Raw genomic sequence first — 25,327 nt, 5'->3', positions numbered from 1 at the left:
CGGGCCAAGAGCCCCCTGCTTTCTTTATGTCCTCGCTCAAACAAGGTCTTCACCAGAAACTGCTGCAAAAACTCTCTCCGCAGCAGATCCAACTCATGAAGCTGCTGCAAATTCCGGTCGCGAACCTGGAGCAGCGCATCAAAGAAGAGTTGCAGGAGAACCCCGCCCTGGAAGAAGGTCAGGAGCACGACGAAGACGAATACCGGGCGGATACCGAAGGCGAAGCCGAAGACGACAACAACGACGACGAGGAACTGAGCGAACGCGAAGAAGATATCAGTCTGGACGAATACCTGGTCGACGACGAGATCCCGGATTACAAGACCTCGGCTAACAATACCTCACCCGACGAAGAGCGCCGCGAGGTGCCGATCGGGATGCAGCAGAACTTCCAGGAACAGTTGTTGTCGCAATTGTACACGCTCGAACTCGACGATAAGGAATACCACATCGCCGAGCAACTCATCGGCAGCCTGGACGACGATGGCTATCTGCGCCGCGAACTCAGCGCGATTGTCGACGACCTCGCATTCTCGCAGAATATCATGACCACGCCGGAGGAACTGGAGTCGGTGCTGCGCTCAATCCAGAACCTCGATCCTCCCGGTATCGGCGCCCGTTCCCTGCAGGAGTGCCTCTTGTTGCAACTGGAGCGCAAACCCGGCAAGCGCGAAAGCGTTCAAACCGCCTGGGCCATCCTGAACGATCACTTCGAGGAGTTTTCGAAAAAGCACTACGAAAAGATCCAACGGGAACTTCAACTCACCCCGGAACAACTCAAAGCCGGCGTGGGAGAAATCCTAAAGCTTAATCCGCGGCCGGGCAACACCGCTTCTCAGGGACAGCGCTCTACGGAGCACATCATTCCCGACTTTCTGATCGCCAACAACGACGGCGTGCTCGAGCTGACACTCAATTCCCGCAACGCGCCCGAACTCAAGATCAGCCGCGAGTACCGGGAAATGCTGGACCATTACAGCAAAGACAAGAAGAACGTCAAAGCCAACAAGGACGCGATCACCTTTGTCAAGCAGAAGCTGGACGCCGCCAAATGGTTTATCGACGCGCTTCGCCAACGGCAGCATACCTTACTGGAAACGATGCGCGCCATCATGGAATACCAATACGAGTATTTCCAGGAAGGCGACCCGCGAAAGTTGAAGAAGATGGTCCTCCGCGATATCGCCGAAAAGGTCAACATGGACATCTCGACCGTTTCACGCGTAGCGAACAGCAAGTACGTCCAGACCCATTTCGGCACCTATCTGCTGAAATCGTTTTTCTCGGAAGGACTGCAGACCGAAAGCGGCGAGGAAGTATCGAGCAAGGAAGTCAAACAGATCCTGCTTGATTGCATCGGCGCGGAAGACAAGCTCCATCCGCTCACGGACGACGCCCTGACCAAGATCCTCAACGACAAAGGGTACAACATCGCACGTCGTACGGTAGCGAAATACCGGGAGATGCTCGACATACCCGTTGCCCGCTTACGCAAGGAGCTATGAGCCGTCCGTTCGCGCAATTCCTGTCCATCCTGCTCCACCCGGTGCTGATGCCGACCTACGCGATCTGGTTTCTGTTCCACCACAGCTCCTACTTTTCCTATACGGTTTCTCCTCCTGAGCGCGACGCGCTTTACATGATCGTGTTGCTCAACACGCTCGTGCTACCGACCATTGTTTCCTACATCCTGATCCGGCGGGGCTGGATCCGGTCCTTTGAAATGGAAAAGCGGGAAGAGCGTGTGATCCCGTTTCTGACGAACGCCGCCCTGTTGTTGATCGCGTACTACCTGATGCGAAAATTGATGCTCCCCCAGGTGTTTCCGCTCCTGATACTGGGCGCCGCGGTAGCCGTGACCTTCGCGGCCATCATCAATTTCAAATGGAAGATCAGCATCCACATGATCGGGATCGGCGGCATCATCGGAACATTTTTTGGTTTGTCCACCTTTCTCCTGGTGGATGTTCGGATTCCTATCCTGTTCTGCCTGCTGGTCGCCGGTTTGCTCGGCACAGCCCGTCTCAGTTTGGGCGCGCATACGCCCATGCAAATCTACGCCGGCTTCCTCGTAGGATTCCTCTGCGAATTCCTGCTGTTAAGCATCTGAACGATCAGAATGTCCAGGCAATGCCGATGGAATACGGCATCATGTCGGCCGGACCTTTCCCTTCTTTGTACAGGGGCGCCAGGCTGTAATAGGCATCGAGCGCGAGGTGGCCCAGACCGATCCTGCCGGTCACGCCATAGCGCCAGCGCTGAATGTCCTCGATTGAGTACAGTTTATACTTCACGTCCTCGTCTTTGTACTTCAGGTGACTTTGTATCACATAACCGGCCCTGAAACCAAGACTGAATTTGAAATGCTTGTGGTTCTTGTTGGGATTACCGCGGAACCTAAACTCGAACGCCGCGTCGATCGAATTCATGACGTAGCGATTCTGCTTGTAGTCGAGGCTGTCGGGTATCGGGACCAACACCGTTCCGACGCCATCCGTGTCGGTGGCGGCCATCGCGTTATGATCCACACGCAACGAACTCATCCCTAATCCGAATGCCGTTCCGAAGTGATTGGTCGCGTTCATCTGCTCACCCATCAGGAGGAAGCTGAAGCCGCGCGAACCCAAGAGGTTGGTTTCAATATCCTTTGGAAGGTTGGTATAATTGTCGAGACTAAGCCGGAGGATGAGGCCGTCTTCCCGCTGCATCAGTTTGGGTACGTTCAGCTTCTTTTCAGGCGCCGGAGTGGAAGAGGGAGTAGCGTTCTGGGCATGGACAAGGGCTGGAAGGAGCGCTAAGAATACAAGAAGATGTTTCATCGGCGTGTTTTGCATAAAGGTAAACAAGCTTTCGGCTAAAAGTACGCTGCGGAACCGAACTTATGGTCGGGGACTATCGGCCGTCAGGAGCCGGTCCGAACGGACGATGAGCAGGACCTTCACCCCGGATCCGTAAACAGATCAGAACCGGAAGGCATAAAAAAAGCCCGGAACTTTCCGGGCATTGTGTTCCGCTCGTGGGCCCGGCTGGAATCGAACCAGCGACCCGCAGATTATGAGTCTGCTGCTCTAACCAATTGAGCTACGGGCCCTCATACAGTCGGTATTAAATCGACCGCGGATGCGCCTGCGAAGATATATCTTTGCGTCCATTCCGGAAATCCCGCGTCCGGTAAGGTGTTCAAACGACTCCATGCCCATTCGCAACCTGATCCTCGACCTCGGTGGGGTACTCTTCGCGATCGACTATCGTCGGCCCGTTGATGCGTTTCGCAAACTTGGATTTCCCGAATTCCAGCGACAGTTCTCCCAGCAGGAGCAGCATCATTTCTTCGATGACTTTGAAAAGGGGCTGATCACGATCCCGGTTTTCCGCGACCGCCTGCGCTCGTTTACCAGCCTGCCGGTTTCCGACCAGGCGATCGATGCCGCATGGAACAGCATCCTGGTCGGTTTTCCGGACGACAGCCGACAGTTACTGGAACGTTTGCAAGGCAAGTACCGGCTCTTCCTGCTGAGCAATACAAACGCGCTGCATGAGATCGCCTTTCGCAAGATGATCCGGGAACAGCACGGTGCCGATCTGCTCGACGAGCTGTTTGAAAAAGTGTACCTCTCGCACCGCATCCATCAGCGCAAGCCGGACCGTGACGCTTTTGATCTGGTTATGAACGATGCGGGACTCGACCCGGACGAGACCTTTTTCGTCGACGATTCGCCGCAACATGTGAAAGGCGCGGAATTGGCCGGCATCCATGCTGCCTGGCTGGAGTTGCCAAAGTCGACGACGATCCTGTTGGAGGAACTTAAATTGCTGTAACGGTCAGTGCCGTTCCTGGCAGATCTCGACCAGCACGCCGTTGGTCGATTTGGGATGCAGGAAGGCGATGAGCTTGTTATCGGCACCCGGCTTGGGTTCATCCGACAGCAAATGAAAGCCTTCTTCCTTCAGCCGCTTGATCGTTGCCCGGATATCTTCCACTTCAAACGCAATATGGTGGATACCCTCGCCACGCTTTTCGATGAATTTCGCTATCGGGCTTTCCGGATCGCTCGCCTCCAGCAACTCGATCTTGCTGCCACCCATTTGAAAAAAGGAAGTCGTCACCTTTTCCCGCTCGACGGCCTCCTGCTTATAATGCTCTGTACCCAGGAGGGCTGCAAAGAGTTTGTTTGCCGACTCCAGGTTTCGGACGGCGATGCCGAGGTGTTCGATCTTCAGGAACATACGATTGGTAATTTCAGGATTCCGACAGCGCGCTGGGAATTTCCACATAGAAGGACGTCCCGCGACCCGGGGCGCTGATGAACCGGATCTTTCCTTTGAGTTTCTCGAGGGCGTTCTTTACAATAAAGAGTCCGAGACCGGAACCGCTGGAATCGGGATTGCCGCGATAGAACATCTCGAACACCCGGCCCTGGATCTTTTCCGGGATTCCCTTCCCGTTATCGGTGATCTCGATGTTGATACCGTTCGGATTGCCGTCGACCCGAATCCTGATCCAGGGGCTGTCCGGATTGCAGTAGTTGATGGCATTGTGGATCAGGTTCTGGAAAACGGAAAGCACCAGGACCTTATCTGAGATGATCTCGAGCTGGTCGTCGATCTTGAGCTCGAAATTGATCCGGGAATAATGCGGCAGGTGCCGGAGGGAGTGCAGGATCTCGCCTACGAGGTCATGAACGCGGATACTGCTGAGCTTGCTGGCCCCTTTTCGCGTTCTCGCCAACTCGATCAGGTCGAGGAGTGTCTGGTCAAGTCGCTTGATGCTGGTCTCGATCATGTCGAAATAGTTGGACATGATCTGGTCACGGGATTCAATGCGCGCCAGGTTGACGATGCCCATGACGCTGGCCAACGGACCCTTCAGATCGTGGGAGGCCTTATAAAAGAAGGTGTCCAGTTCCTGGTTGGTCTCCAACAGTTCGCGTTCGGTTCGTTTCCGGTCGGTGATATCGGTTTGGACGCCCCAGGTCCGCATCAGGTGACCATTTTCGACGATCCCGATGTTATTGTTCAGCATATAGCGGATACTGCCGTGTTTGTCGAGTTCTTTCGACTCCGCATTGCTGACCCGGTAGTTGTTCTGAATATAGGCCGACATCAGCTCCCGCGTCTTTTGCTCGTCGAGGTTGTTCTCGATGTAATAGAAATCCCGGATCCTGCGTCCGATCAGATCCGCCCGATCGGAGTGTCCATACATTCGGGCCATGAAGTCGTTGCATTCGACGATGATCCCGGTATCGAGCAGCAACTCCACCTGTTGATCGATGGGAAGGTCAACGGGAATCGGTTGACGGTACTCGGCGCGCCAGATTCCGACAGCGCTCTGCTCGATGAACGTCCGGTAGCCTTCCTCGGATTTTTTCAATTGCTCCCGCGCATCGTATAGACCCGAGATGTCAGTAAACACCACCATGGAGCCCATTCGTTTTCGGCCTTCTCCGAAATACGGGGCGCCGGACTTCTGCACCCGGATCACTTGTCCGCTCCACTTACTGAGTTCGGACTCTACCCGGACATTGTTCCCTTCCCGCAGGCGGCGATAGAACGAATTCGGAGAATCAAGTTGGGCTTCCGGCGCGAACTCGATCAGATCCTTGCCGATGACCTGTTCCCGGGTATAGCCGGAGATCTGACAAAAGGTATCGTTGACGAACTGGACCGTCCGGTCGTTGTCGATATAGACCAGTCCGTCGTTCATGTTTTCCACGAGCGAGATGTAGCGCTCTTCCTGCTTTTCCAGGATCCCATGGTACTGCTTCTTCCGCTTGAGGATCTGATCGGACAGAAACGCGCCGGCATACAGGGAAACCAGGGTGATGGTATATTCCGGACGCCAGTGATGGGTGGTCAGCATCAGGATCAGCAGGACCGTCGTGATGGTGAACAGGAAGATCAGGCTTCGGAAGAACTTGTCGAACACCAGGCTAAAGGTGAACGTCGAGATGGCCACCGGTAACAGGACATCAATCTCGAAATTACGCTGGTAAGCCACGAACAAGGCCCAAAAGTGCAGGATGAAGACCGATAGCTCCGTGATCTGGCGAAGCTTGTCGCGATAGAAATCGTTGTAGTAAGACAGGAAATAGTTCGACGTCATCAACATCGACACCAGTAGTCCCGAAATGAGAATGTAACCGTCGTGATAGGCGAACTCGAACAGGAATCCGAGGATCGTCACGACGATGGCGGAAAAAACATTCAATGACCGCTGGTTCCTGAGCGCCTGCGATCGTAGTGTTTCCTGAAAACTGGTGATCATTCCCGGTAGTGCGTGACCGAACGATCAAAAGTAACGAAATGAGCCGGATCGAACAGTGAATGATACGACGGTTGACCGGATGTTACTATATATATAGGTATAGTGGTTATCAAGATCCGTTCGATCATGGACAGATGATCGACGAATCGCCAACCGGAGCACATGGAAAGGGTCGAAATGAGTAGTTCACCGGTCGCTGATCGTGCAACTTTGATCTCTTCGCCAACTTTTTTCGGCAGGAGGTCATTGTGAATAACTCCATTTCGCGATCACGACAACAACACGCGTCACACGCGATGCATCACCTTCCACATGTTTTGCAAAGCATTGCAAAGTCGCTGTGGTAGCGGCTTTGCAAGCATCATCAACTTCGTTGCGACACGCATGAATGCACATGATTGAAGCACGAAAACACCGTCAACGAAATCAACAATTTCATGTTGATAGAATTTTGGGTACAAACAGTGTAACCTTTTTTAATTAATTATGTTTGAGTAGTCATAACAATCAAAAACTTCTAACTATGGCAAAAGCAAAGAAAGCTGCTAAGAAAGCTAAGAAAGCTACCAAGAAAGCAGCTAAGAAGAAGAAGTAAGCGTAACGCTTCCCGCTCTAGTAGCGGTCTGCAAGAGTCCCTCGCTCATCACGAACGAGGGACTTTTGTTTTATTTGCTTTGTCATTCTCATCCAGCCGCATGTTGCAGTGGTCCATCGAACCGGTTCGACTCGAACTCCGGTACACCTGGAAGATCTCCCGAAACGCCACCGACGAAAAGACGAACCTGATCGTCACCCTCGCCGACGGTTCCGTGGAAGGTCAGGGCGAAGCGGCGCCGAATGTCCGTTACGGTGAATCCCCGGAACGACTACAGGAAGAGTTCCTCCGATTTGTTTCTGCGACGGGTCCGGAACAGCGTACGCCGGAAGCATACGTCCGGATCGCTCGGGCCTCCGGTTGTTCCAACGCCCTGCGCTTCGCCATCGAATCGGCTGCCTGGCACTTCGCCAGCGGCAACCGTCGGGAAGAACTGTATCGCGCACTCTCGCTCGACGCACCGGGACGTGTTCCTACCTCGTACACCATTCCGATCATCGACCCCGGACAATTGCGAGCGTTTTACGATCGGGAGCAACTGAGCCGCTTCCGGTACCTGAAACTCAAGATCGACCGGGAGTCCGCCTATGATTCGATCGCCGAACTCTGCACGTTCACCAAAGCCCCGGTCATGGTCGACGCGAACGAGGCGTTCACCGATGTGGAAGAATTCATCCGGTTGCTGGAAAAGATCCGTCGCCTGCCCATTGAATTCGTGGAACAAGCCCTGCCCGACCGGCTACGGGAAGAATCACTTTACCTGAAAAAGTACTGCCCCTTCCCGCATTTCGCCGACGAAGCGGTAACCGACGAACCGGATATGGCATTCATCAGTGCCGCGTACCATGGCGTGAACATGAAACTGATGAAAGCGGGCGGTTATTCCAACGGCTTACGGATTCTTCGGGAAGCGAAACGCCTGGGCCTGCGTACTATGATCGGTTGTATGGTCGAAACCAGTCTCGGCATCGGATCGGCACTCAACCTTTGCAGCCTGGCCGACTACGCGGACCTTGACAGCTTCCTGATCTTGAAAAAGGAACCATACGGTCTGATACGGGAAGAAGACGGCATGATCGCCTTCAATAAAACCGAACACTGATTCGGATATCCCGGTTGCGGCCCTTGTCGTCGCTGCAGGAGATCTTACTCGTTCCCGCCAGCGGTTTGAGGAAAACTGTTTCCGAGGGTTCACACGCGCCGACGAACCGGTCATTCACGTACCAATAGTGCTGGCGAACATCGTTCGCCGGTTGGGCATTGAGCGGCAATTGTTCGCCGCCATCCTGCTCAATCAAGTATTCTTTTCCATCCTGCAGGGATACGATCACCGGAGCCTGTTCCCGTTGCACGCGTGTACACGCCGGATTGTGAGGTGGTATCTTTATGTATGGGATCTGCTCGGAATCATAGAATCGGGCCAGGTCCGCAGCCGGATTCGGAAACCACTGCATTCGATATCCGGTCTCCGGTTTACAACTGGTACAATACGAAATGCTCCCGCGCGGGTCGGTGGCTATTTCCACTTCATGCCCACATCGCACAACAGAGGAAATGCCCGGTAAAAACTGATCAATGACCGTCTCCGCGCAATGTTCGGAAGGCACCTGGCCGCTTTCCTTACAAACCAAGCGGAAGTCAGTCCCCTTTCCGGGCTTGAACCAGGTGCCGGCACTGTTATAGTCCAGCGCATGAAACAACTCGAACAGCAAAGGTGTCGCACGGTCGGCTCCGGTGAGTTCGGGTACTCCTTCGCCGGAAAAATTCCCGACCCAAACACCGATCGTATAGCGCGGATTATACCCGATACTCCAGCCATCGCGGCGGCCATAACTGGTCCCGGTCTTCCAGGCGATACGCACGGAGCGCGAACGTTCTCCGGCCGAGGCGGGCAGGTCGGGGCGATTGGGGAGTACGAGGATGTCGCGGAGCATCTCCGCCGCGCCTTCACCGATCACCGGAACACCGGTGCGCACACTGTCATCCGCTAAATAACGCAGCGGCGCATAGTAACCCGAATCCGCCAGCGCGGCGAACAAGGCGGTCAGTTCCTCCAGGCGAACACCGCAACCGCCCAAAACAAGAGAAAGCCCGAGACTCTTTTCCTGGTGCCGGGCTTGTTCGAATCCCGCGGTACGCATCCGGTCGATCATGGTAGCCAATCCGATCTGCTGCAGCGTTTTTACCGCGGGAATGTTCAGGGAACGGGCGAGCGCGTCTTCGATTGTCACAGGGCCGCTAAAGTGTTCGTCGAAATTGTCGGGAGCATAACCACCGAAGTTGACGGGTACATCATCGATGATCCGCTTGGGTGTCAATAAGCCGAGATCGAAGGCGATACCGTACACAAGCGGCTTGAGCGTGGATCCCGGCGAGCGTACCGCACGTACTCCGTCAACCTGTCCGCCATGTCCGTTATCGTCGAAGTCGGGAGAGCCGACATACGCTTCCACCGCCCGGGTTGCGTTATTGACGACCAGGACCGCCGCGTTGTGGATGCCGTAGTGTCGGAGACTACGCTGATAGTTCGCAACGATCGTCTGTACCTGCTGCTGTCGACGCAAAGCGATCGTGGTCCTGACGACAGGCTGATCCGGTATGGCACGGTGGATCCGTGCGGTGAGATGGGGTGCCCAACGGGCTGGCTCCGGACGATCGATGGTCAACGGCTCTTCCAATGCATCGCGGATCACCGCCTCCGAAAACAATTCCTGCGTTCGCATTTTCCCTAACCACCGGTTCCGTCCTGCGAGCAGCCGCTGGTTCGTTTCACCGGGACGCCAGCTGCCGGGCCGGTTCGGAACGATGGCGAGTGTCACGATCTGCGCAAGCGATAACTGATCGGTCGTCCGGCCGAAATAGCGATAAGAAGCCGATGCGATCCCCTCTACATTTCCGCCATAAGGAACGAGGTTCAGATAAAGGCGGAAGATCTCCGCCTTCGAAAAATGCCATTCGAGCTGAAAAGCCCGAAACGTTTCACGCAACTTACTTCCGAGCGTACGCGGTGCCGGTTCCAGCAAGCGGGCAACCTGCATGGTAATGGTGGACGCGCCGGATGTGCGGTGTCCGGTCACCAGATTGTTCCACGCGGCGCGCACCACCGCCACCGGATTCACGCCGGGATGCCAGTGAAAGTACTTATCTTCTTTGAAGAGGATCGCCGTTTCAAGCTCCGGCGTTATACGGTCCGGTTCCACATAGAGCCGCCACTTGTCGTCCGGGGAAAGAAAGGCTTGTAAGATGCTTCCGTCGGATGAAGTAATAACTTGTGAATAGGGAACGGATACGCGTAAGGGAAACAGCCGGTCAAACAGCAGGAAGATCAGCAGTACCAAAACGGGAAAAGCGATGACTTTTAGCCATCGCCTCCACCGTTGCGGTATTGATCCAATCCGCGGAATCATTCAAGGATCAGGGCGCCAGGATACGGACCGAGCCGCTGCCGGAATAACTGTGATAACTGCCGTCGTACATCGCGTCGGCTCCAACCGAACCTTGTATATAGGTTCCGGGCGACACGGCGCGCACTACGTAATAGAAATGCTTCGTCGTGTTGGTGGCTGTCGTGAAGAAGTGGATACGGTCATCCCGTACGTCGAAGTACTCCGGCGTGGAGGCATCCTTGATCCAGGGCATCTCGCGGGCTTCGGTCAGGCGGGGATTCTCAATCTCGAAACCGGCGGGCAGCAGATCGGTTACCACCACATTTTCCACCGAGCTGCGTTCGATGGAGGTGAGGCTCAGGTCGATGACCAACAGTTCGCCCTGGCGAATCGCGTTCAGGTTGACCGGTTGTCCGGCACGATTGAGGACGCGGCGACGCACCTGCAGGAACTGGTCGGATTCCTTATTCCGGGCGGAAGCCGGCAAACCATCGAGCTGCCAGAAGTAGAAGACCGGGCTCTGTCCCTTGACTTCAATATCGACGGTGCCGCCTGTAAGTCCTTTCGACAGGCTCAGGTCATCACCCGCGAAATTACCGGCTTCTTTGCCGTTCACACGGATGGTGGCGGTGGGAGACACCGCCGGCAAACGACGCATGTACTTGCCCAACGCCATAAAAGCGAAGGCCGCTTCCTGTGTGTTGAGCCATGGCTCGCTGTTGACCTGCTGACTGAGATGTCGCAGCATGATCGGGATTTGCGGATTATCCGGGTCTACATCCAGCAAGACACTGGCCGCAAGCGCCTGATCGCGCAGATAGGAATAGAAACTGCCGGAGAGTACGCGCTTCGATGCTTCACCAGCAAAGGCGGTCGGAAGTAACGACTGGTAATTAGTACGGTCGCCGACTGCCAAATAAGAAGCAGCCAGCAGGTACCTGGAATCGAGCGCCAGCATGCTGATGTTGCTCTTGAAGTAGTTCATCGAAGCCAGGTCAGCTTTCCCGAAGGCCGCCAGCACGAAGAGGCCGTAGAAATTCTCCTTGGCATAAATATTCCGGACAAGGGTTTGCCCGCTGCCGTTGTCGTAGGCATAGTCCTTCTCGATCGTATGCGACTTGGTCTTCATGGCGATATAGGCAAGTCCTTTACGGATCACCTCGCCGTTCACATCGTATCCCGCTTTTCGGGCCTCACACAAGAAGTGCATGGCATACACCGTACCCCACCAACTTTCATTATCCCCTCCCGGCCAATACGCCAGTCCGCCATTGTATAACTGCATCGATTGCAATTTCCGGATGGCTTCCTGAACGTTGAAAGCAGGATTCTGACCCCGGGCACCTTTGAACTTCATGTTCTTGACCAGGTCCGCATAGTAGATCTGCGGGAAAGCCTGTGAAGTGGTTTGTTCGACGCAACCGTACGGGTAACCGATAAGATAATTCAGCGGTTTGGTGAACTGCACCATCGGATTTCTGCTAACCAAAAGTGTAGCCTCGGCAGAACCCGGCACGAAATCGTTGGACAGCGAAAACTGCGCCCGTGTTTTCACCTCGCCCGAACCGCTTCGTCGCTCGAACGTAGCCGGCGGACGAACCGTGATATCCGTTACGTCGGTGAAGGTTTCTCCCTGCATGCTGACCGCAACGGTGACACTTCCCGCTCCCACCGAAGCGCTGGCATAGAGCGGAACCAGGATACGACCCTCCCCATTGGCCGGGAGGCTCACTTCTTTCGATGTGCTTCCGGCAAACGCAAGCGGACCGCTCTTACTCAGATTCACGGTGACACGCTGCGCCTGTTTGGTGGTGTTGGTCAGCGTAACCGGCATCTGTACGGTATCACGCGGTGAGAGGAAACGCGGCAAGCCGGTGCTGATGACAACCGGATCGGCTATTTTCATATGATGCTCCGCGCTGCCAAACGCGTTATCCTTATACGCGCAAGCCATGACGCGCAAATCGCCGGAGAACTGGGGGATGTCCAGGGTGTACTTGGCCTCGCCCCTACCATCGGTCTTCAGGATACCGCTCCAGGCTGCTACCAGTTTCACACGCTTATTGGCCAGGGGGTTGTTCCGCTTGCCCATGCGTTTCGAATATTCCGCATCACCACCGACACTGGAACGGCGCAAGGCAAGGTCCGGCAGCAGGAACGGGTAGACATCATACGCATTAACGCCCAGGGCCTTCTTCTGATAGAAAAACCCGTGCGGATCGGGGGTTTCGTATCCGCTCACGGAGAGAATGCCTTCATCCACGACGGCGACGGTGACTTCGATATCCTGCTTCGGCGCGCTGCGTACGGTAATGGTTTGTTTCAGCTTGCTTCGTGAGGTGGCAGCGGCGACGATACTGACGGGCAGGCGCGTCGATGCCTGGCTGACCTTTACCGGAAGGTACCCGTGCGCAACGGTCAGCGGGATCGTGCCATCGTCCAGCGGACGGAACAAAGTTGCGCTGACATAGAAGTTGGGCAACAGGTCCTGTTTGATCGGGATCTCGAGCACCGCGCCTTTTTTGTCGGTGGTCAGATACCGATGCTCCAGCAATCCATCCGTTTCGATCGTGACGAGGAGCTTACCGTTAAACGGTGTCTTGAACAGGATCTTCGCCTTATCGCCGACCTGGTATTCATCCTTGTCGGCTTGCATATCGACTTGTCCTTCGGTATTTACTTCGAACGACGTGTTGGTGGTGTATCCCCATCCGAACGCGTAGAAGTTCTTCGAGAAACCATGTTCAGCGTCCGGACCGCTGACCCGGATCTCATACTCGCCGGATTCCGCCGGTGTGTAGACGAAGTCGAAACCCGCTGCAGGAATATTGACCGTTTGATCGAAGACCATACGCTCCTTCTTGTGCGAGATGTAGCGATAACGACTGCCATACTCTTCGCGTTCAATCGCGCTGTACCAGTCAAAACGGACCACCTGGATCCTCGCGCTTGCTCCGACCGCTTTACCTTCGGTATTCACCGCCACTACCGGAATCCTGAACCGTTCGCCGCGGTTGACATAGTACTCGGTCAACTTTGCACCGAAGTAAACCTCCTGCGTATGGATCGGAAACGTTTCGGTGCGGTTCACCGGGCGACCGTTCTCATCGGTGACGGTTACATACGCGTTACCCTGGAGCAGTCCTTCGTCTTTCCATTCCGGATGTGCCGGGAATGCCACGGTGGCCTTGCCGTTCTCATCCGTCGTGCCTTCGTGCAGATCGTTACTCAGGAGAGCAGCTCCGTTCTCGGTCTTGACGGTGAAATCATATCCGTCGAATCCCTTCGGGCGAAAGACCTTGCGGACCACGCTGAACTCCACTTCATACCGGCGGTTAGCCGCAGGCGGCCCGAAGAAATTCACGGCTGAGATGCCGACATCCAGTCCTTCGTTTGAAAGGATCGAGGGTTTTGACAGTTGCACCATCACGTCGATCCGGTCGGGCATGAATTCCTCGATCTGAATGTCGGATCCGGCGATGAGGACATCGTTCGCCGTGTAGATTTCCGCGTGATAGCGCCCGGTCATGGCCGCCTCCGGAACAGGAATGTCGGTCGAAAAGGATCCCTGCTTGCTGAGCTGACCACGCACCATGCGGAATTCCTTTCCATTCGGTTGTACGAGCCGCACCTTGACCGGCACATCCGCCACCGGCTTCCAGGCCTCATCGCGTACGATGGTGTTCAGGTGTACGGTCTCGCCAGGACGGTATAGATCGCGATCGCCGTAAAGGAAAGCGAACTGTCCGGTGGAATTGGAACGTCGGCCGCCCACATCGTACCGGGCGGTGTTGACTCGGGCATCGTTGAAGTAGAGGTAATTGAAATCACCGTCGTGTCGAACCGTTACCATGGCCGGGACAAAAGTGCCAAGGAGGTTACGCAGATTGGAAAAGCGCGCGATACCGTCGCGATCAGTCCTGGTCGTACCCACCACCTGGTTGTTCGACGACATCAGGGTGACCTGGGCACCGTGCACCGGATCGGCTGTACGGATCGAATTCGTGAATATGACCAGCTCGTTGTCGGAGTGCTTCACGATCATGCCCACATCCGACAAAGCCACCAGCTTGGTCGCGTTGATCCAGCGGTCGTCGGTCGAAGCAATGCTTACCAGGTAAATGCCTTTGTGAACACCGAGGTCGTCGAAGGATAAATTGAGCATGTTGAGGCTGCCTTTCCTGGCCAGGTCACGCGTCTCTACCTGTCGGTCATACACCTTATCGGCATAGGAACCGATCTCGTAGGTATTGTAAACGAACGATCCCGTGCTCGCGTATTCGCCATTCTCGTCATACCAATAGTCGGAGTAACGACTTGAACGGAGATAGTGGAGGATGTTGTTCTCGTACACCTTCCAGACCGTCACCTGCACTTTGGGAATCGAGGAAATGCGCACACCGATGTTCCGGCTGCCGGCGGAAGAAAGATAAACGCCCTTCTGGCTCATGAACGCGATCGCCGGTTCGATCTCACCCATGGTTACAGTTGACTTGTATTCCTCCTTCAAGCTTCCGCCCAGCATACCGCGCAGTTCCGTGGATACAGTAAGCGTGTAGGCCGTACCCGACTGAAACTCCCCGTTCAGCAGAAAGCCCCCCTGCGTTGCCGAGGCAGTGAACGGAACTTGTGGTTCTACGCTCACGCTTTGGCTGATCGATTCCGGGTCAATGGCCTGGGTAGTAAACACCCTGATGCGCGACTCCATACCCTCCGTCTCGGGAATCGCCTGGGTGATCTCCAGTTCATCCGGATTGGGGATCGCGATACTGAGCTGCTGATCGTCCTTTGTTTTGAAAGTGCCCTGATGAATCGGAAGCCCTTTCTGTAACAACAGGCTCAAGCTGAGGTCACTCATGGAGGAACGTTCTATTCCATCGACCAGTAATTCCAAACCGGCGGAAGGCGCCTGTGTGCGCAATTGGTACGAAACCTCCCGCTCGCCCAATTTCAATTTGAGTAAAGAAGATACTGCCGTCGGGTCGACCGGATAATTGAAATCCAGGGCGATCGAAAGCGCGGCTCTTCCAGGCTGCATATCGGATACCACCCAATAACCGTTAGCCCCGGTCATCTTCAGGTAAGGCGAATGAAATCCCATGCTCTTCGGTTCACCCACCGAACCATATTGACCGTTCAACTTTAAAACGGCGTCTGTAATCGTAGCCTTGTAATCGGTACTGGGCGCGAAGCCCGTTGAAGGAGAGAAGACCAGTTCGCGTGCGTTGTTCCAGCGGAACTTCCCGTCCACCTTCGGCTCAAACCGTACATACTCCGTCGAGTCCCAGACATTTTGCAGAGAATCGGGAGCGAGGTCCTTATCGAAGGTGAAAACCAGGTTCTGTTGCTGTTCGACTTCCTCGCCGAAGTTGTGTTGCACCAGGCTGACCTGGTTACGACGGCATGAAGTGAAAACTACGGCCAATACGGCGATGAAAAACGAGAGGCGTTTCATGGGAAGATGTGGATAGGCTGGCGGGAAGTGTCCTTAAATGTAGAACTATGAGAGAAATGCGGAAAGCAGGGCAGGCTATTAATCGAAAAATTCCAGAAGGGCTCGAAGATGGTCGTAAATATCCGGGAATAATAAGCCGGAAACGAAACGGCCGGTCACAAATTGGACCGGCCGTTGAATTTTACACCCTGCCAGGGATCAAGCACGAATGGCGATCCCAAGCTCCTTCAACTGCTCCTCGCTGATGGTCGAAGGGGAATCGATCATGACGTCGCGACCGGCATTGTTCTTCGGAAACGCGATGTAGTCGCGGATGCTGTCGGCTCCTCCAAAAAGGGAGCAAAGCCGGTCGAAGCCGAATGCGATACCTCCGTGAGGAGGGGCGCCGTATTCGAACGCGTTCAGCAGGAATCCGAACTGGTGCTGTGCCTCGTCTTTTGAAAAGCCGAGCACTTCGAACATGCGGGATTGCAATTGTTTGTCAAAGATGCGGATCGAACCTCCGCCTACCTCCACACCGTTGATCACCATATCGTATGCATTCGCCCGTACCTTTCCAGGGTCGATTTGCAGCAGCCCGATGTCTTCCGGGATGGGCGCGGTGAAGGGGTGATGCATCGCGTGCCAGCGGTTGCTCTCTTCCCCCCATTCGAGCAGCGGAAAGTCGACCACCCATAGGCAACGGAAGGTGTTACGGTCGCAAAGGCCTAAGCGCTCGCCCATCTCCAGGCGTAACTCGCTCATGGCCTTCCGGGTTTTCGGTTCCGCGCCGGCCAACACCAGGATCAGGTCACCGGGTTGAGCATCGGTTGCAACAGCCCATTGCTTCAGATCATCCGCGGAATAGAACTTATCTACCGAGGATTTAATGGTGCCATCCGTAGCATATTTCGCATAGACAAGTCCGCTCATGCCGATCTGCGGACGCTTCACCCAATCGGTCAGTTCGTCGAGTTGTTTACGGGTGTATTCGGCGCAACCGGGAACGGCGATCGCGACAACCAACCCTGCCTCGTCGAACACTTTGAAATTCTTTCCCTTCACCAATTTGTTGAGGTCCTTCAACTCCATCCCGAAGCGCGTATCGGGCTTGTCGTTTCCATAACGCTCCATCGCTTCGGCGTACGTCATTCTTGGCAAGGTGCCGATGTCGACACCCTTCACCGACTGGAACAGGTAGCGCGCCATGCCTTCGAAAGTTGAAAGGATATCCTCCCGCTCGATGAAACTCATCTCGCAATCGATCTGCGTGAACTCCGGCTGACGATCGGCGCGCAGATCCTCGTCGCGAAAGCATTTTACGATCTGATAATATTTGTCCATGCCGGCCACCATCAACAGTTGCTTGAAGGTCTGCGGTGATTGCGGAAGCGCGTAGAACTCGCCCTGATTCATGCGCGAGGGCACCACGAAGTCGCGGGCGCCTTCGGGAGTCGACTTGATCAGCACCGGTGTCTCCACCTCGACGAACCCTTGCCGGTTCAGGTAGTTTCGCGTTTCGGCGGCTACACGGGCGCGCAGCAACAGCGCCTCTTTCACCGGGTTACGGCGGATGTCGAGGTAGCGGTATTTCATCCGGAGGTCGTCGCCTCCGTCGGTATGGTCTTCGATCGTAAACGGGGGTGTGATCGCGCTATTGAGGACTTTGAATTCGCGCACGATGATCTCAACATCGCCGGTTGCCATCTTCGGGTTCTTGTTCTCCCGTTCGGTAACCTGCCCGCTCACCTGCAAGACGAATTCACGACCCAGCTTTCGGGCAGCCTCGCAGAGCGCTGCGTCCTGTTCCATGTTGAACACCAATTGGGTAATGCCATAACGGTCGCGCAGGTCGATGAACGTCATCCCGCCCAGATCACGGGATCGTTGCAGCCATCCGGCCAGGGTAACGGTCTTCCCGACCGCTTTCAGGTCGAGCTCTCCGCAGGTGTGGGTACGTAACATGGAAATCGATGGATAGGAATGCGAAGGTACAAAATGCGCAGGGCTAAAACAGGAACGCCGCCCCTTCCGGGACGGCGTTCTAATAATATCATGGGATCAACGATCAGTCACCGCCAAGCATGTACATGACCGAAATTCCGATCACATTGTTCTTGGAGTCGATGTCGCTGTCGTCGGCGATGGTGGTCAGACTCATGCCGTAATTGACACCGAAGCCGAGGCCGCTTTCCAACTGGTAGCCGATGCCGAATTTCAAACCGATATCCGTACCGGAGAAGGAATCCTTAACATCCACATCGTTGTCGCCATCGGTAGCCTTTGCCGACATCAACAAACCGAGGTAAGGACCTGCAGCGAAGTTGAGGCCGCTCTCCAATTGATATTTGGCAAGTACCGGAACCTCGATGTAATTAGCATTCAACTTGTATTTGCTATCCTCATCGCTCTGGGTACCCTTCATCGAGAAGAGCACACCGGGCATGATGGAGAAGTTGTCGCTGATACCGATGTCGACAACACCGCCGATGTGCATGCCGAACTTCATGGCATTGTCATCATCGAAGTCCCCTTTGATATTCGCCAGATTGGCACCCAGCATCGGACCATATTTGATCTGCGCTTGGGCAACGGTCGCACCCGCCACGGCCAGGAGCACGAGGACGAGTACTTTCACAAAAGTCTTTTTCATGATAGTGGTTTTTGGATGGGAGTTATACCGCAAATTTAGCGGAGGGGTTTCCTTCAAAAGAACGACATTTATCAGGAATTTCAATGTCCGGACCAGAAAATGAACGAAAAAGCGGAAAAACACACCCGGTTCATGCGGGAAGCACTGAAAGAAGCGCAGCGTGCTTTCGAACTGGATGAGGTTCCGGTTGGAGCGGTGGTCGTCTGCCAGGGTCGCGTTATCGCGCGCGGTCACAACCTGACGGAGCGTCTGGGCGATCCCACGGCGCACGCGGAGATGCAAGCCTTTACCGCTGCCACAAATTTCCTTGGTGGTAAGTACCTCGATCAATGTACGTTGTACGTGACGGTGGAACCCTGCCCGATGTGTGCCGGTGGAGGCTATTGGACGCAACTGGGCGGGATCGTCTTCGGAACGCGCGACGAGAAGCGTGGGTTCCTACGGTTTTCAAAGGAACTCATTCACCCGAAAACGGTGCTCACCGGTGGAGTGCTGGAAGATGAATGCGCCGAATTGATGCGGGCGTTCTTCAGGAAGAAACGGAATTGAAAACGCGGCCGTTCATGGCGAGATCACGAAGCGCCTGCTGCGTCAGCGGTTTGTCGAGTTGTCCCGCAACACCGGGAAACGACATAACTTTTTGAAGATCCTCCGGTCGGGTCATTACCGAGAGGAGGATGATGCGGGAATGGTTGTAGCCCGTGACGGACAACTCCTCCAGGAATTCCAGACCGTTCATGCCGGGAAGGTGCATATCGAGAAAGATCCAATCGGGCATTTCCGATGCGTTGCGCAGGAGTTCCAGCGCGTCTTCTCCTGAAACCGCGACTTCAACCTGGCGGGCAAAACGCGTCAGTTCGATGAGCCGGCGGTTCACCAGCACATCGATCTCACTGTCGTCGATCAACAATACCCGTTCGAAGGAAAAATCACTCATGCGGCAGAGGGGAAAAATCGATTAGATGCGGATCGCGTCGAGTACCGCCTTGTTCAGCGGCTTGTTGAGGAACTTATAAACGTAGCGGTTCTGGTTGGCGCGGTTGAGGTCCTTGAAACTTTCGGAGGTGGATAACATCACCACTTTCGCACGCGTCTTCACCGGCTCGGGTAAGCCGTCAAAGGCTTCGAGGAAACCGAAACCGTCGACATTCGGCATCATGATGTCGAGAAAGATCAGGTCGGGCAACTGACCCGGTTCGCTTGCGCGTTTTTTCAAATCGTCAAGTGCGGAGACCGCCGACGTGTGCACCAAAACGGTGTCGCCGAACTTTTCGGTCTCGATCAGTTTCTTGTTGACGAAGTTGTCGATCTCATTATCGTCAACCAGCATGACCACTGGATACCGGCTTTGGCTCATAGGCGGGAGAGAGGGAATTAGGGTTCGCTAAATTAGCAAAAAGCGGCGAACGTCGGGGCTCGCTTGGTAAACGGCCAATATGAAGAAAGCCATCCCGGGGGATGGCTTTCGAATTGTTGATGTGGTCACGATGTTCAGCGGATCAATGTTACAGAACCTGTTCGCGATTTCTTTCCCAGTCCGTCGGCGAATACCTGATACACGTAGGTTTCCATTTCGACCGGTCGGCCTTGAAATGTCCCGTCCCAGGCCTGCTTCGGGTTGGTGGATTCGAAGATCACTTCGCCCCAACGGTTATAGATATAGATATGGAAATCGCGGATTCCTTCGCCCTTTACCTGAAATCCATCGTTGATTCCGTCACCGTTCGGTGTAAAGGCATTGGGTATGTAGATACTCAGCGGGGGCACGACCTCCGCGTAGTTGGAGCGGCTGGTGATTCCCGTATCGCCCCGTTTATAGGCGGTCACCCGGTATACCTTATTATCCAGCACATTTAGCTGTTGTGCACTGGAATGAAGGGAAATTCCAAGAAATAATGATAAAATGAAGGTTTTTAAGCGGTTCATGGCCAAAGGGGGGCTTTACTTGATGGCAAAATATCCCCGCGCGGAGGCTTCCGCAGACCAATGCCGGCCCGAATCTCACAACTGTAAGAGCCTGAACTTTTCCCGCCCTAAATGGTTAGTGAATAAAGAAAAAAAGCTCTAAAAACGTTGAAAATCGAACAAAAAGATGTTTCAACAACAGAGTTCGTACCTTTGCATCTCCTCTATAAACCCTAAAAAATGCCTTATCCAGAATACATCTGCGCTCCAATGCGCCAGGAACTCACCGCAGTAGGCTTCGAAGAGTTGAAATCTCCGGAAGCGGTTGACCAGGCGATCCCGAATAGCCAGGGCACTACCCTACTGGTTCTCAACTCGGTCTGTGGTTGTGCAGCCGGTACTGCCCGACCGGGCGTGAAACTCGCACTGAATCATGGTAAAAAGCCGTCCAAACTGCTGACGGTTTTTGCCGGACAGGACCTGGAAGCCACGGCTCAGGCTCGTAAGTACACGGTTCCCTATCCACCATCTTCTCCTTCCATCGCCCTTTTCAAGGATGGCAAATTGGTACACTTCATCGAACGCCACCACATCGAAGGCCGCAGCGCGGAAATGATCGCCGAGCACCTGCAACAGGCTTTCGAAGAATTCTGCTAAGAGAAATAGAGTAAAAAAAACGCCCGGCAGTACCGGGCGTTTTTTTTTGTGATCAGCTGACCGCTTCGCGCGAACCGGAAAGCGCATGCGCGATGCGTTCGGAGAGTTTCGCTTCCACGACTGTGCGGGACAGCAGGATCATGTTCTTGATCGCTTTCGCTTTGCTGATGCCGTGGGCGATGATGACGGTACTGTTGATTCCAAGAATAGGCGTGCCGCCGTAGTCTTCGTAATCGAAACGATCGATGTACGGATCACGAATGCCGCGACGACGCAGGATCGAGAAGAACGACTCGGCTTCTTTCAGCATCACATTGCCGGTGAAGCCGTCGCAAACGATCACATCGGCGCGCTCATTGAAAAGGTCGCGTCCTTCGACGTTGCCGACGAAGCGGATGTCTTTCGAATCTTTGATCAGCTGGTGCGCCTCCTTTACCAGAAGGTTTCCTTTCTCTTCCTCCTCCCCGATGCTCATCAAGCCAACCGTCGGATCGGCGATGTTGAGTACGTGTTTGGCGTATAGGGAACCGAGTACAGCGAACTGCTGCAATACTTCGGGCTTGCAATCGGCGTTCACGCCGACATCGAGCAACAAGCCCCAACCGCCGTTCTCTTTCGGCAACAAGGTGGAGATCGCAGGACGCAGGATGCCGGGAATGGCTTTCACGCTGAACATGGAGCCTACGAGCATGGCGCCGGTATTGCCTGCAGAGGCGAACGAGTCGAGCTTTCCTTCTTTGAGCAATTGAAAGCCGATGGCGATACTCGATTGCGGTTTCTGCTGGATGGCTTTCGTGGGATGGTCGGCCATGCCGATCACCTCCGTCGTGTGTACGATCTCAAACGAATCGGCTGCAACGCCTTCGCGTTCCAGTACGGACAGAATGGAAGGACGGTCGCCGATGAGGACGAGTCGGACGGTCGACGGCAGTTCGCGCAGCGCCTGGATGGCACCGAGCACCGTCTGTTCCGGCGCGTAATCGCCTCCCATGATATCGACTCCGAGTCTCATCGCGTGGTGGTGTTTGACAGCAGTAAAATACGCATTGAATGAAAAAGCAGCTGACAGGTCGTGCGCGGACTTGTCAACTGCTTGGTGTCAAATCGTGATCGGATCAGAGGGCTGCCGATTGCTCCATGATGACCTTGCCCTTGTAGTAGAGCTTGCCTTCGTACCAGTGTGCACGGTGGAAAAGGTGCGGCTGGCCGGTGGTCGGGTCGATGGCTACGGTCGGAGCTTCCGCTTTCCAATGCGTACGGCGCTTGTCGCGACGGGTCTTCGAATGTTTGTGTTTAGGATTTGGCATGGCGTTCTACTATGATATGCGTTGTACTCAATTCAGGTTAATGCCTTTCAACTTGTCCCAGCGGGGATCGGTGCCGGGTTCCTCGTCGTGTTGACCTTGCAAATCACCGAGACGTTTCAGCAACTCCGGGTTGCAACCGCTGTTCCCCGACTCGTCTTCCTCGTGTACGTTGCGCATCGGGATGGCCAGCGTGACGTACTCGTAGATGAACTGCGCGATGTCGATGTTGTGTTCTCCCGAAGGGATCACGATCACATCGTCCGACTGCTCCTCGGCTTGTTCGCCGAGTTTCACGACCAGTTCGTTGTAACTGACGATGTCGAGGTCGAGATCATTGAGGCAACGATCACAGGTAACGGTAACCGTTCCTTCGATCGTGAAGTCAAGCAGCAGCAGGTTGTCCTGTTGTCGCTCCAGCACCACCAGCACATCCGCGTGACCGCGGCTGATGATGGAGCCTTCGAATTGTTGAAAGAACGAATCGTCAACCTCGAATTCAAACTCGTGTTGACCCTTTGGAAGGGCTCCGAACTCAATCACATATTCCCGCTTCGGCAACATCGGAACGTACTCAACAAAGGGCGACAAAAGTACGGAAAATCCGGATACGACGCCACCTGGGGGGAGTGAGATGCGAGTACGAGGATCGAGGAAAGTGAGGTTTGTTACTATCTGCGATCCCTTAAAACCAGCCCTGATTTCTATCGATAATCAAAGAATGCCCGTTTTTTCGATAAAAGGCTCGTTTTTTCAAGAGTCTTCCTTAGTCTTCCTTCCTCGTTCCTCGTCCTCGTTCCTCGTATCTCCTTTCAAACGTCCCTCGTCCCTCCTTTAGAGTACCTTTGCCCTGCCTACGGGCTGGCGAAATGTCGAAAAACGGCTGGAAATACATTTTTTACCCCTTTCAATGGGTGTGGCGGTCGCTCTATTTCATCAATGCCGTTCTCACATTTTTCCTCTTCTTCCCTTTATTCGCCATCCTGCTTTCCAGTAAAAAGTGGTTTCCGCTGGTTTTCCGGGTCAAGAAGATCTGGGCCCATTTTATCCTGTGGCCGGTGGGGCTCTTTTACAAGATCGAGCGACGCAGCCAACTGGACCCGAATCGCTCCTATATCTTTTGTCCGAACCACAGCTCTTACCTCGACATCATGCTGATCTACATCAGCATCCCTTCCTATTTCGTCACCATGGGTAAAGCCGAGTTGAAGAAGGTGCCTCTGTTCAGGCGTTTCTTCCGTCGGATGAACATCCCGGTGAATCGAAAGAGCCGCATCGACTCGCACCGCGCCTTTTTACGCGCAGGTTCCGAGCTCGACAAAGGTGTCAGCATCGCGCTCTTCCCGGAAGGAACGATCCACCACAACGGCCCCGTCATGGGTCGTTACAAGAACGGCCCGTTCCGGCTAGCTATCGAAAAGCAGGTACCGATCGTTCCCATCACCTTCGTCAACAACTGGGTGCTATTGCCGGATGACTACTACCGTCGGATTGGTCACCCGGGAATCGCACACGTCATCCTGCACGAGCCGATCGAAACGAAAGGCATGACGGAAGCCGATCTGGATACGCTCAAGCAACGGGTGTACGCGGTGATCGATGCACCACTGCGCGAACGCTATCCGGAGTGGTTCAAACGTGCGCCAAGCCCTGCTGCTGCCATCCCCGATTCTTTGGCAGGTTAAGCACGGAAGTACAGGCGCGATTCATTTGAACAAAACCGGGGATTCTTACCTTTGGCCTCCCCACGCACCCTCCCATGTCCAAGGTCACTGCCGCAATCACCGCCATTGGCGGATATGTTCCGGAATATGTACTCACGAATGCCGAGCTCGAAAAGATGGTCGACACCACCGACGAGTGGATCACGTCCCGCACCGGCATCAAGGAGCGCCGGATCCTGAAAGGCGAAGGCCTGGGCACGAGCGACCTCGCCGTACCGGCTGTACAAGATATGCTGCGCAAGCGCGGCATCCAGGCCGAGGACATCGAGTTGCTCATCTGCGCCACCACCACTCCTGATCACCAGTTCCCGGCTACGGCCAACATCATTTGCGACAAACTCGGCGCGAAGAACGCCTTCGGCTACGACATCAGCGCCGCCTGTTCGGGTTTCATTTACGCGCTGGTCACCGGTTCGAAGTTCATCGAGTCGGGGCAGTATAAAAAAGTAGTCGTGGTCGGTGCCGACAAGATGTCGAGTATCATCGACTACACCGACCGCGCCACCTGTGTGATCTTCGGTGACGGAGCCGGTGCGGTGCTGCTGGAGCCCGACACAGAGGGCTACGGCATCCGCGACTCCATCCTGCGCAGCGACGGTTCCGGCCGGGTGTACCTGCACCAGAAAGCCGGCGGCTCGGTGAAGCCCGCCTCGCACAAGACGGTGGACGCGGGCGAACACTATGTGTTCCAGGACGGACAGCCCGTCTTCAAATTCGCCGTGACCAACATGGCCGACGTGTCTGCCGAGATCATGGAAAAGAACAAACTGGGTGCCGATGACGTCGCCTGGCTGGTTCCACACCAGGCCAACAAGCGCATCATCGACGCGACCGCCCGGCGCATGGGCGTGGGTCCGGAAAAGGTGATGCTCAACATCGAGCGCTACGGCAACACTACCAGCGGAACCATTCCGCTTTGCCTGTGGGACTACGAGAAGCAACTCCACAAAGGCGACAACCTCATCCTCGCCGCGTTCGGCGGCGGCTTTACCTGGGGGTCGGTGTGGGTGAAGTGGCGGCTGGAAGCGGGGAGGTTGTGACTTTTTCACTGCTCACTCACACTGTTTCTTAGTCTCGCACTTAATACTCCCTACAAAGAAAATCTAGTGTGAGTTTTAGAAACAGTGTGAGTGAGCAGTCAAACACTGCTCACCCGCACTGTTTCTTAGTCTTACACTTTTTAACCACTTAGAAAGAGAAGTGTGAGTGTGAGAAACAGGGCGAGTGAACAGTCAAACACTGCTCACCCGCACTGTTTCTTAGTCTTACACTTTTTAACCACTTAGAAAGAGAAGTGTGAGTGTGAGAAACAGTGTGGGTGGATAGCTTTTCACTGCTCACTTGCACTGTTTCTTAGACTCACACTTAAAAGAGTAGTGTGAGTGTGAGAAACAGTGTGAGTGA

The 25,327-nt window shown here is 54.7% G+C and carries 21 protein-coding genes and 1 tRNA gene; 8 read left to right on the top strand and 14 right to left on the bottom strand.

Going from position 1 to position 25,327, the window contains the following annotated elements; translation table 11 throughout:
* The first annotated feature begins 26 nt into the window (after positions 1-26).
* Together rpoN and IPJ96_03110 are read left to right on the top strand one after the other, a co-directional pair.
* Positions 27-1,505: an RNA polymerase factor sigma-54 gene (gene rpoN / locus IPJ96_03115; protein MBK7909338.1), complete on the top strand. Its 1,479-nt coding sequence runs from the start codon at positions 27-29 to the stop codon at positions 1,503-1,505.
* A complete protein-coding gene (locus IPJ96_03110; GenBank protein MBK7909337.1) occupies positions 1,502-2,110 on the top strand; it encodes a hypothetical protein in 609 nt (202 codons plus the stop codon). The genes rpoN and IPJ96_03110 overlap by 4 nt, the downstream gene beginning before the upstream one ends.
* A 4-nt stretch (positions 2,111-2,114) precedes the next feature.
* On the opposite strand, the gene IPJ96_03105 is transcribed toward IPJ96_03110, so the two are convergent.
* Positions 2,115-2,819 (bottom strand): PorT family protein, encoded by a 705-nt coding sequence (locus IPJ96_03105; protein ID MBK7909336.1) that lies wholly within the window; start codon positions 2,817-2,819, stop codon positions 2,115-2,117.
* 198 nt (positions 2,820-3,017) lie between these two features.
* Positions 3,018-3,091: transfer RNA gene (locus IPJ96_03100), tRNA-Ile, on the bottom strand.
* Between the two features lie 29 nt (positions 3,092-3,120).
* Here IPJ96_03100 and IPJ96_03095 point away from each other — a divergent pair.
* Positions 3,121-3,819, top strand: a complete 699-nt coding sequence (locus IPJ96_03095) for an HAD family phosphatase (protein MBK7909335.1) — start codon at positions 3,121-3,123, stop codon at positions 3,817-3,819.
* A gap of 3 nt (positions 3,820-3,822) precedes the next feature.
* Here IPJ96_03095 and mce read toward each other — a convergent pair whose 3' ends face one another.
* Entirely contained in the window at positions 3,823-4,227 is a 405-nt protein-coding gene (gene mce / locus IPJ96_03090) for a methylmalonyl-CoA epimerase (GenBank protein ID MBK7909334.1), read from the bottom strand.
* A gap of 13 nt (positions 4,228-4,240) precedes the next feature.
* Positions 4,241-6,265 carry a PAS domain S-box protein gene (locus IPJ96_03085; protein MBK7909333.1) on the bottom strand — a complete coding sequence of 675 codons (2,025 nt, stop codon included), beginning with the start codon at positions 6,263-6,265 and terminating at the stop codon, positions 4,241-4,243.
* Between the two features lie 695 nt (positions 6,266-6,960).
* On the opposite strand from IPJ96_03085, the gene IPJ96_03080 reads away from it, so the two are divergent.
* Complete coding sequence (locus IPJ96_03080; GenBank protein MBK7909332.1) at positions 6,961-7,962, top strand: dipeptide epimerase; 1,002 nt, start codon at positions 6,961-6,963, stop codon at positions 7,960-7,962.
* Here the strand turns inward: IPJ96_03080 and pbpC are convergent.
* From pbpC to IPJ96_03060, 4 genes are all read right to left on the bottom strand, one after another.
* Positions 7,943-10,267, bottom strand: a complete 2,325-nt coding sequence (gene pbpC / locus IPJ96_03075) for a penicillin-binding protein 1C (GenBank protein ID MBK7909331.1) — start codon at positions 10,265-10,267, stop codon at positions 7,943-7,945. The genes IPJ96_03080 and pbpC overlap by 20 nt on opposite strands.
* A 7-nt stretch (positions 10,268-10,274) precedes the next feature.
* The gene (locus tag IPJ96_03070) at positions 10,275-15,701 is read right to left on the bottom strand and encodes an alpha-2-macroglobulin family protein (protein ID MBK7909330.1); all 5,427 of its coding nucleotides are present in this window, start codon (positions 15,699-15,701) and stop codon (positions 10,275-10,277) included.
* Between the two features lie 198 nt (positions 15,702-15,899).
* A complete protein-coding gene (gene aspS, locus IPJ96_03065) occupies positions 15,900-17,645 on the bottom strand; it encodes an aspartate--tRNA ligase (GenBank protein ID MBK7909329.1) in 1,746 nt (581 codons plus the stop codon).
* 103 nt (positions 17,646-17,748) lie between these two features.
* On the bottom strand, positions 17,749-18,333 hold the full coding sequence (locus IPJ96_03060; protein ID MBK7909328.1) for a PorT family protein: 585 nt from the start codon (positions 18,331-18,333) through the stop codon (positions 17,749-17,751).
* 99 nt (positions 18,334-18,432) lie between these two features.
* On the opposite strand from IPJ96_03060, the gene IPJ96_03055 reads away from it, so the two are divergent.
* Entirely contained in the window at positions 18,433-18,882 is a 450-nt protein-coding gene (locus IPJ96_03055; GenBank protein MBK7909327.1) for a nucleoside deaminase, read from the top strand.
* On the opposite strand, the gene IPJ96_03050 is transcribed toward IPJ96_03055, so the two are convergent.
* The 3 genes from IPJ96_03050 to IPJ96_03040 form a co-directional block, all read right to left on the bottom strand.
* Positions 18,863-19,270, bottom strand: coding sequence for a response regulator (locus IPJ96_03050; protein ID MBK7909326.1), 408 nt, complete (start codon positions 19,268-19,270; stop codon positions 18,863-18,865). The two genes, IPJ96_03055 and IPJ96_03050, sit on opposite strands and share 20 nt — an antisense overlap.
* Positions 19,271-19,291: 21 nt before the next feature.
* The gene (locus tag IPJ96_03045; protein ID MBK7909325.1) at positions 19,292-19,690 is read right to left on the bottom strand and encodes a response regulator; all 399 of its coding nucleotides are present in this window, start codon (positions 19,688-19,690) and stop codon (positions 19,292-19,294) included.
* A gap of 134 nt (positions 19,691-19,824) precedes the next feature.
* Entirely contained in the window at positions 19,825-20,259 is a 435-nt protein-coding gene (locus tag IPJ96_03040) for a gliding motility-associated C-terminal domain-containing protein (GenBank protein ID MBK7909324.1), read from the bottom strand.
* A gap of 219 nt (positions 20,260-20,478) precedes the next feature.
* Between IPJ96_03040 and IPJ96_03035 the strand changes: the two genes are divergently transcribed.
* Positions 20,479-20,895, top strand: a complete 417-nt coding sequence (locus IPJ96_03035; GenBank protein MBK7909323.1) for a BrxA/BrxB family bacilliredoxin — start codon at positions 20,479-20,481, stop codon at positions 20,893-20,895.
* Between the two features lie 52 nt (positions 20,896-20,947).
* Here IPJ96_03035 and plsX read toward each other — a convergent pair whose 3' ends face one another.
* The 3 genes from plsX to IPJ96_03020 form a co-directional block, all read right to left on the bottom strand.
* A complete protein-coding gene (gene plsX, locus IPJ96_03030) occupies positions 20,948-21,907 on the bottom strand; it encodes a phosphate acyltransferase PlsX (GenBank protein MBK7909322.1) in 960 nt (319 codons plus the stop codon).
* Positions 21,908-22,010: 103 nt separating this feature from the next.
* Positions 22,011-22,202: a 50S ribosomal protein L32 gene (gene rpmF, locus IPJ96_03025; protein MBK7909321.1), complete on the bottom strand. Its 192-nt coding sequence runs from the start codon at positions 22,200-22,202 to the stop codon at positions 22,011-22,013.
* Between the two features lie 27 nt (positions 22,203-22,229).
* Positions 22,230-22,790, bottom strand: coding sequence for a DUF177 domain-containing protein (locus IPJ96_03020; GenBank protein ID MBK7909320.1), 561 nt, complete (start codon positions 22,788-22,790; stop codon positions 22,230-22,232).
* A gap of 278 nt (positions 22,791-23,068) precedes the next feature.
* Here IPJ96_03020 and IPJ96_03015 point away from each other — a divergent pair, with 278 nt between their 5' ends.
* On the top strand, positions 23,069-23,884 hold the full coding sequence (locus IPJ96_03015) for a 1-acyl-sn-glycerol-3-phosphate acyltransferase (protein MBK7909319.1): 816 nt from the start codon (positions 23,069-23,071) through the stop codon (positions 23,882-23,884).
* Between the two features lie 74 nt (positions 23,885-23,958).
* The gene (locus tag IPJ96_03010) at positions 23,959-24,963 is read left to right on the top strand and encodes a ketoacyl-ACP synthase III (protein ID MBK7909318.1); all 1,005 of its coding nucleotides are present in this window, start codon (positions 23,959-23,961) and stop codon (positions 24,961-24,963) included.
* Positions 24,964-25,327 lie beyond the last annotated feature (364 nt).

The sequence above is a fragment of the Bacteroidota bacterium genome, assembly GCA_016713765.1.
Lineage (GTDB): Bacteria > Bacteroidota > Bacteroidia > AKYH767-A > 2013-40CM-41-45 > Pollutiaquabacter > Pollutiaquabacter aromativorans.
This window is presented reverse-complemented; position numbering and strand designations above follow the sequence as displayed.

Coding starts and splice junctions, on each gene's coding strand:
- rpoN (MBK7909338.1), top strand. CDS start 27: ATGTCCTCGCTCAAACAAGGTCTTCACCAGAAACTGCTGCAAAAACTC.
- IPJ96_03110 (MBK7909337.1), top strand. CDS start 1,502: ATGAGCCGTCCGTTCGCGCAATTCCTGTCCATCCTGCTCCACCCGGTG.
- IPJ96_03105 (MBK7909336.1), bottom strand. CDS start 2,819: ATGAAACATCTTCTTGTATTCTTAGCGCTCCTTCCAGCCCTTGTCCAT.
- IPJ96_03095 (MBK7909335.1), top strand. CDS start 3,121: ATGCGCCTGCGAAGATATATCTTTGCGTCCATTCCGGAAATCCCGCGT.
- mce (MBK7909334.1), bottom strand. CDS start 4,227: ATGTTCCTGAAGATCGAACACCTCGGCATCGCCGTCCGAAACCTGGAG.
- IPJ96_03085 (MBK7909333.1), bottom strand. CDS start 6,265: ATGATCACCAGTTTTCAGGAAACACTACGATCGCAGGCGCTCAGGAAC.
- IPJ96_03080 (MBK7909332.1), top strand. CDS start 6,961: ATGTTGCAGTGGTCCATCGAACCGGTTCGACTCGAACTCCGGTACACC.
- pbpC (MBK7909331.1), bottom strand. CDS start 10,267: ATGATTCCGCGGATTGGATCAATACCGCAACGGTGGAGGCGATGGCTA.
- IPJ96_03070 (MBK7909330.1), bottom strand. CDS start 15,701: ATGAAACGCCTCTCGTTTTTCATCGCCGTATTGGCCGTAGTTTTCACT.
- aspS (MBK7909329.1), bottom strand. CDS start 17,645: ATGTTACGTACCCACACCTGCGGAGAGCTCGACCTGAAAGCGGTCGGG.
- IPJ96_03060 (MBK7909328.1), bottom strand. CDS start 18,333: ATGAAAAAGACTTTTGTGAAAGTACTCGTCCTCGTGCTCCTGGCCGTG.
- IPJ96_03055 (MBK7909327.1), top strand. CDS start 18,433: ATGAACGAAAAAGCGGAAAAACACACCCGGTTCATGCGGGAAGCACTG.
- IPJ96_03050 (MBK7909326.1), bottom strand. CDS start 19,270: ATGAGTGATTTTTCCTTCGAACGGGTATTGTTGATCGACGACAGTGAG.
- IPJ96_03045 (MBK7909325.1), bottom strand. CDS start 19,690: ATGAGCCAAAGCCGGTATCCAGTGGTCATGCTGGTTGACGATAATGAG.
- IPJ96_03040 (MBK7909324.1), bottom strand. CDS start 20,259: ATGAACCGCTTAAAAACCTTCATTTTATCATTATTTCTTGGAATTTCC.
- IPJ96_03035 (MBK7909323.1), top strand. CDS start 20,479: ATGCCTTATCCAGAATACATCTGCGCTCCAATGCGCCAGGAACTCACC.
- plsX (MBK7909322.1), bottom strand. CDS start 21,907: ATGAGACTCGGAGTCGATATCATGGGAGGCGATTACGCGCCGGAACAG.
- rpmF (MBK7909321.1), bottom strand. CDS start 22,202: ATGCCAAATCCTAAACACAAACATTCGAAGACCCGTCGCGACAAGCGC.
- IPJ96_03015 (MBK7909319.1), top strand. CDS start 23,069: ATGTCGAAAAACGGCTGGAAATACATTTTTTACCCCTTTCAATGGGTG.
- IPJ96_03010 (MBK7909318.1), top strand. CDS start 23,959: ATGTCCAAGGTCACTGCCGCAATCACCGCCATTGGCGGATATGTTCCG.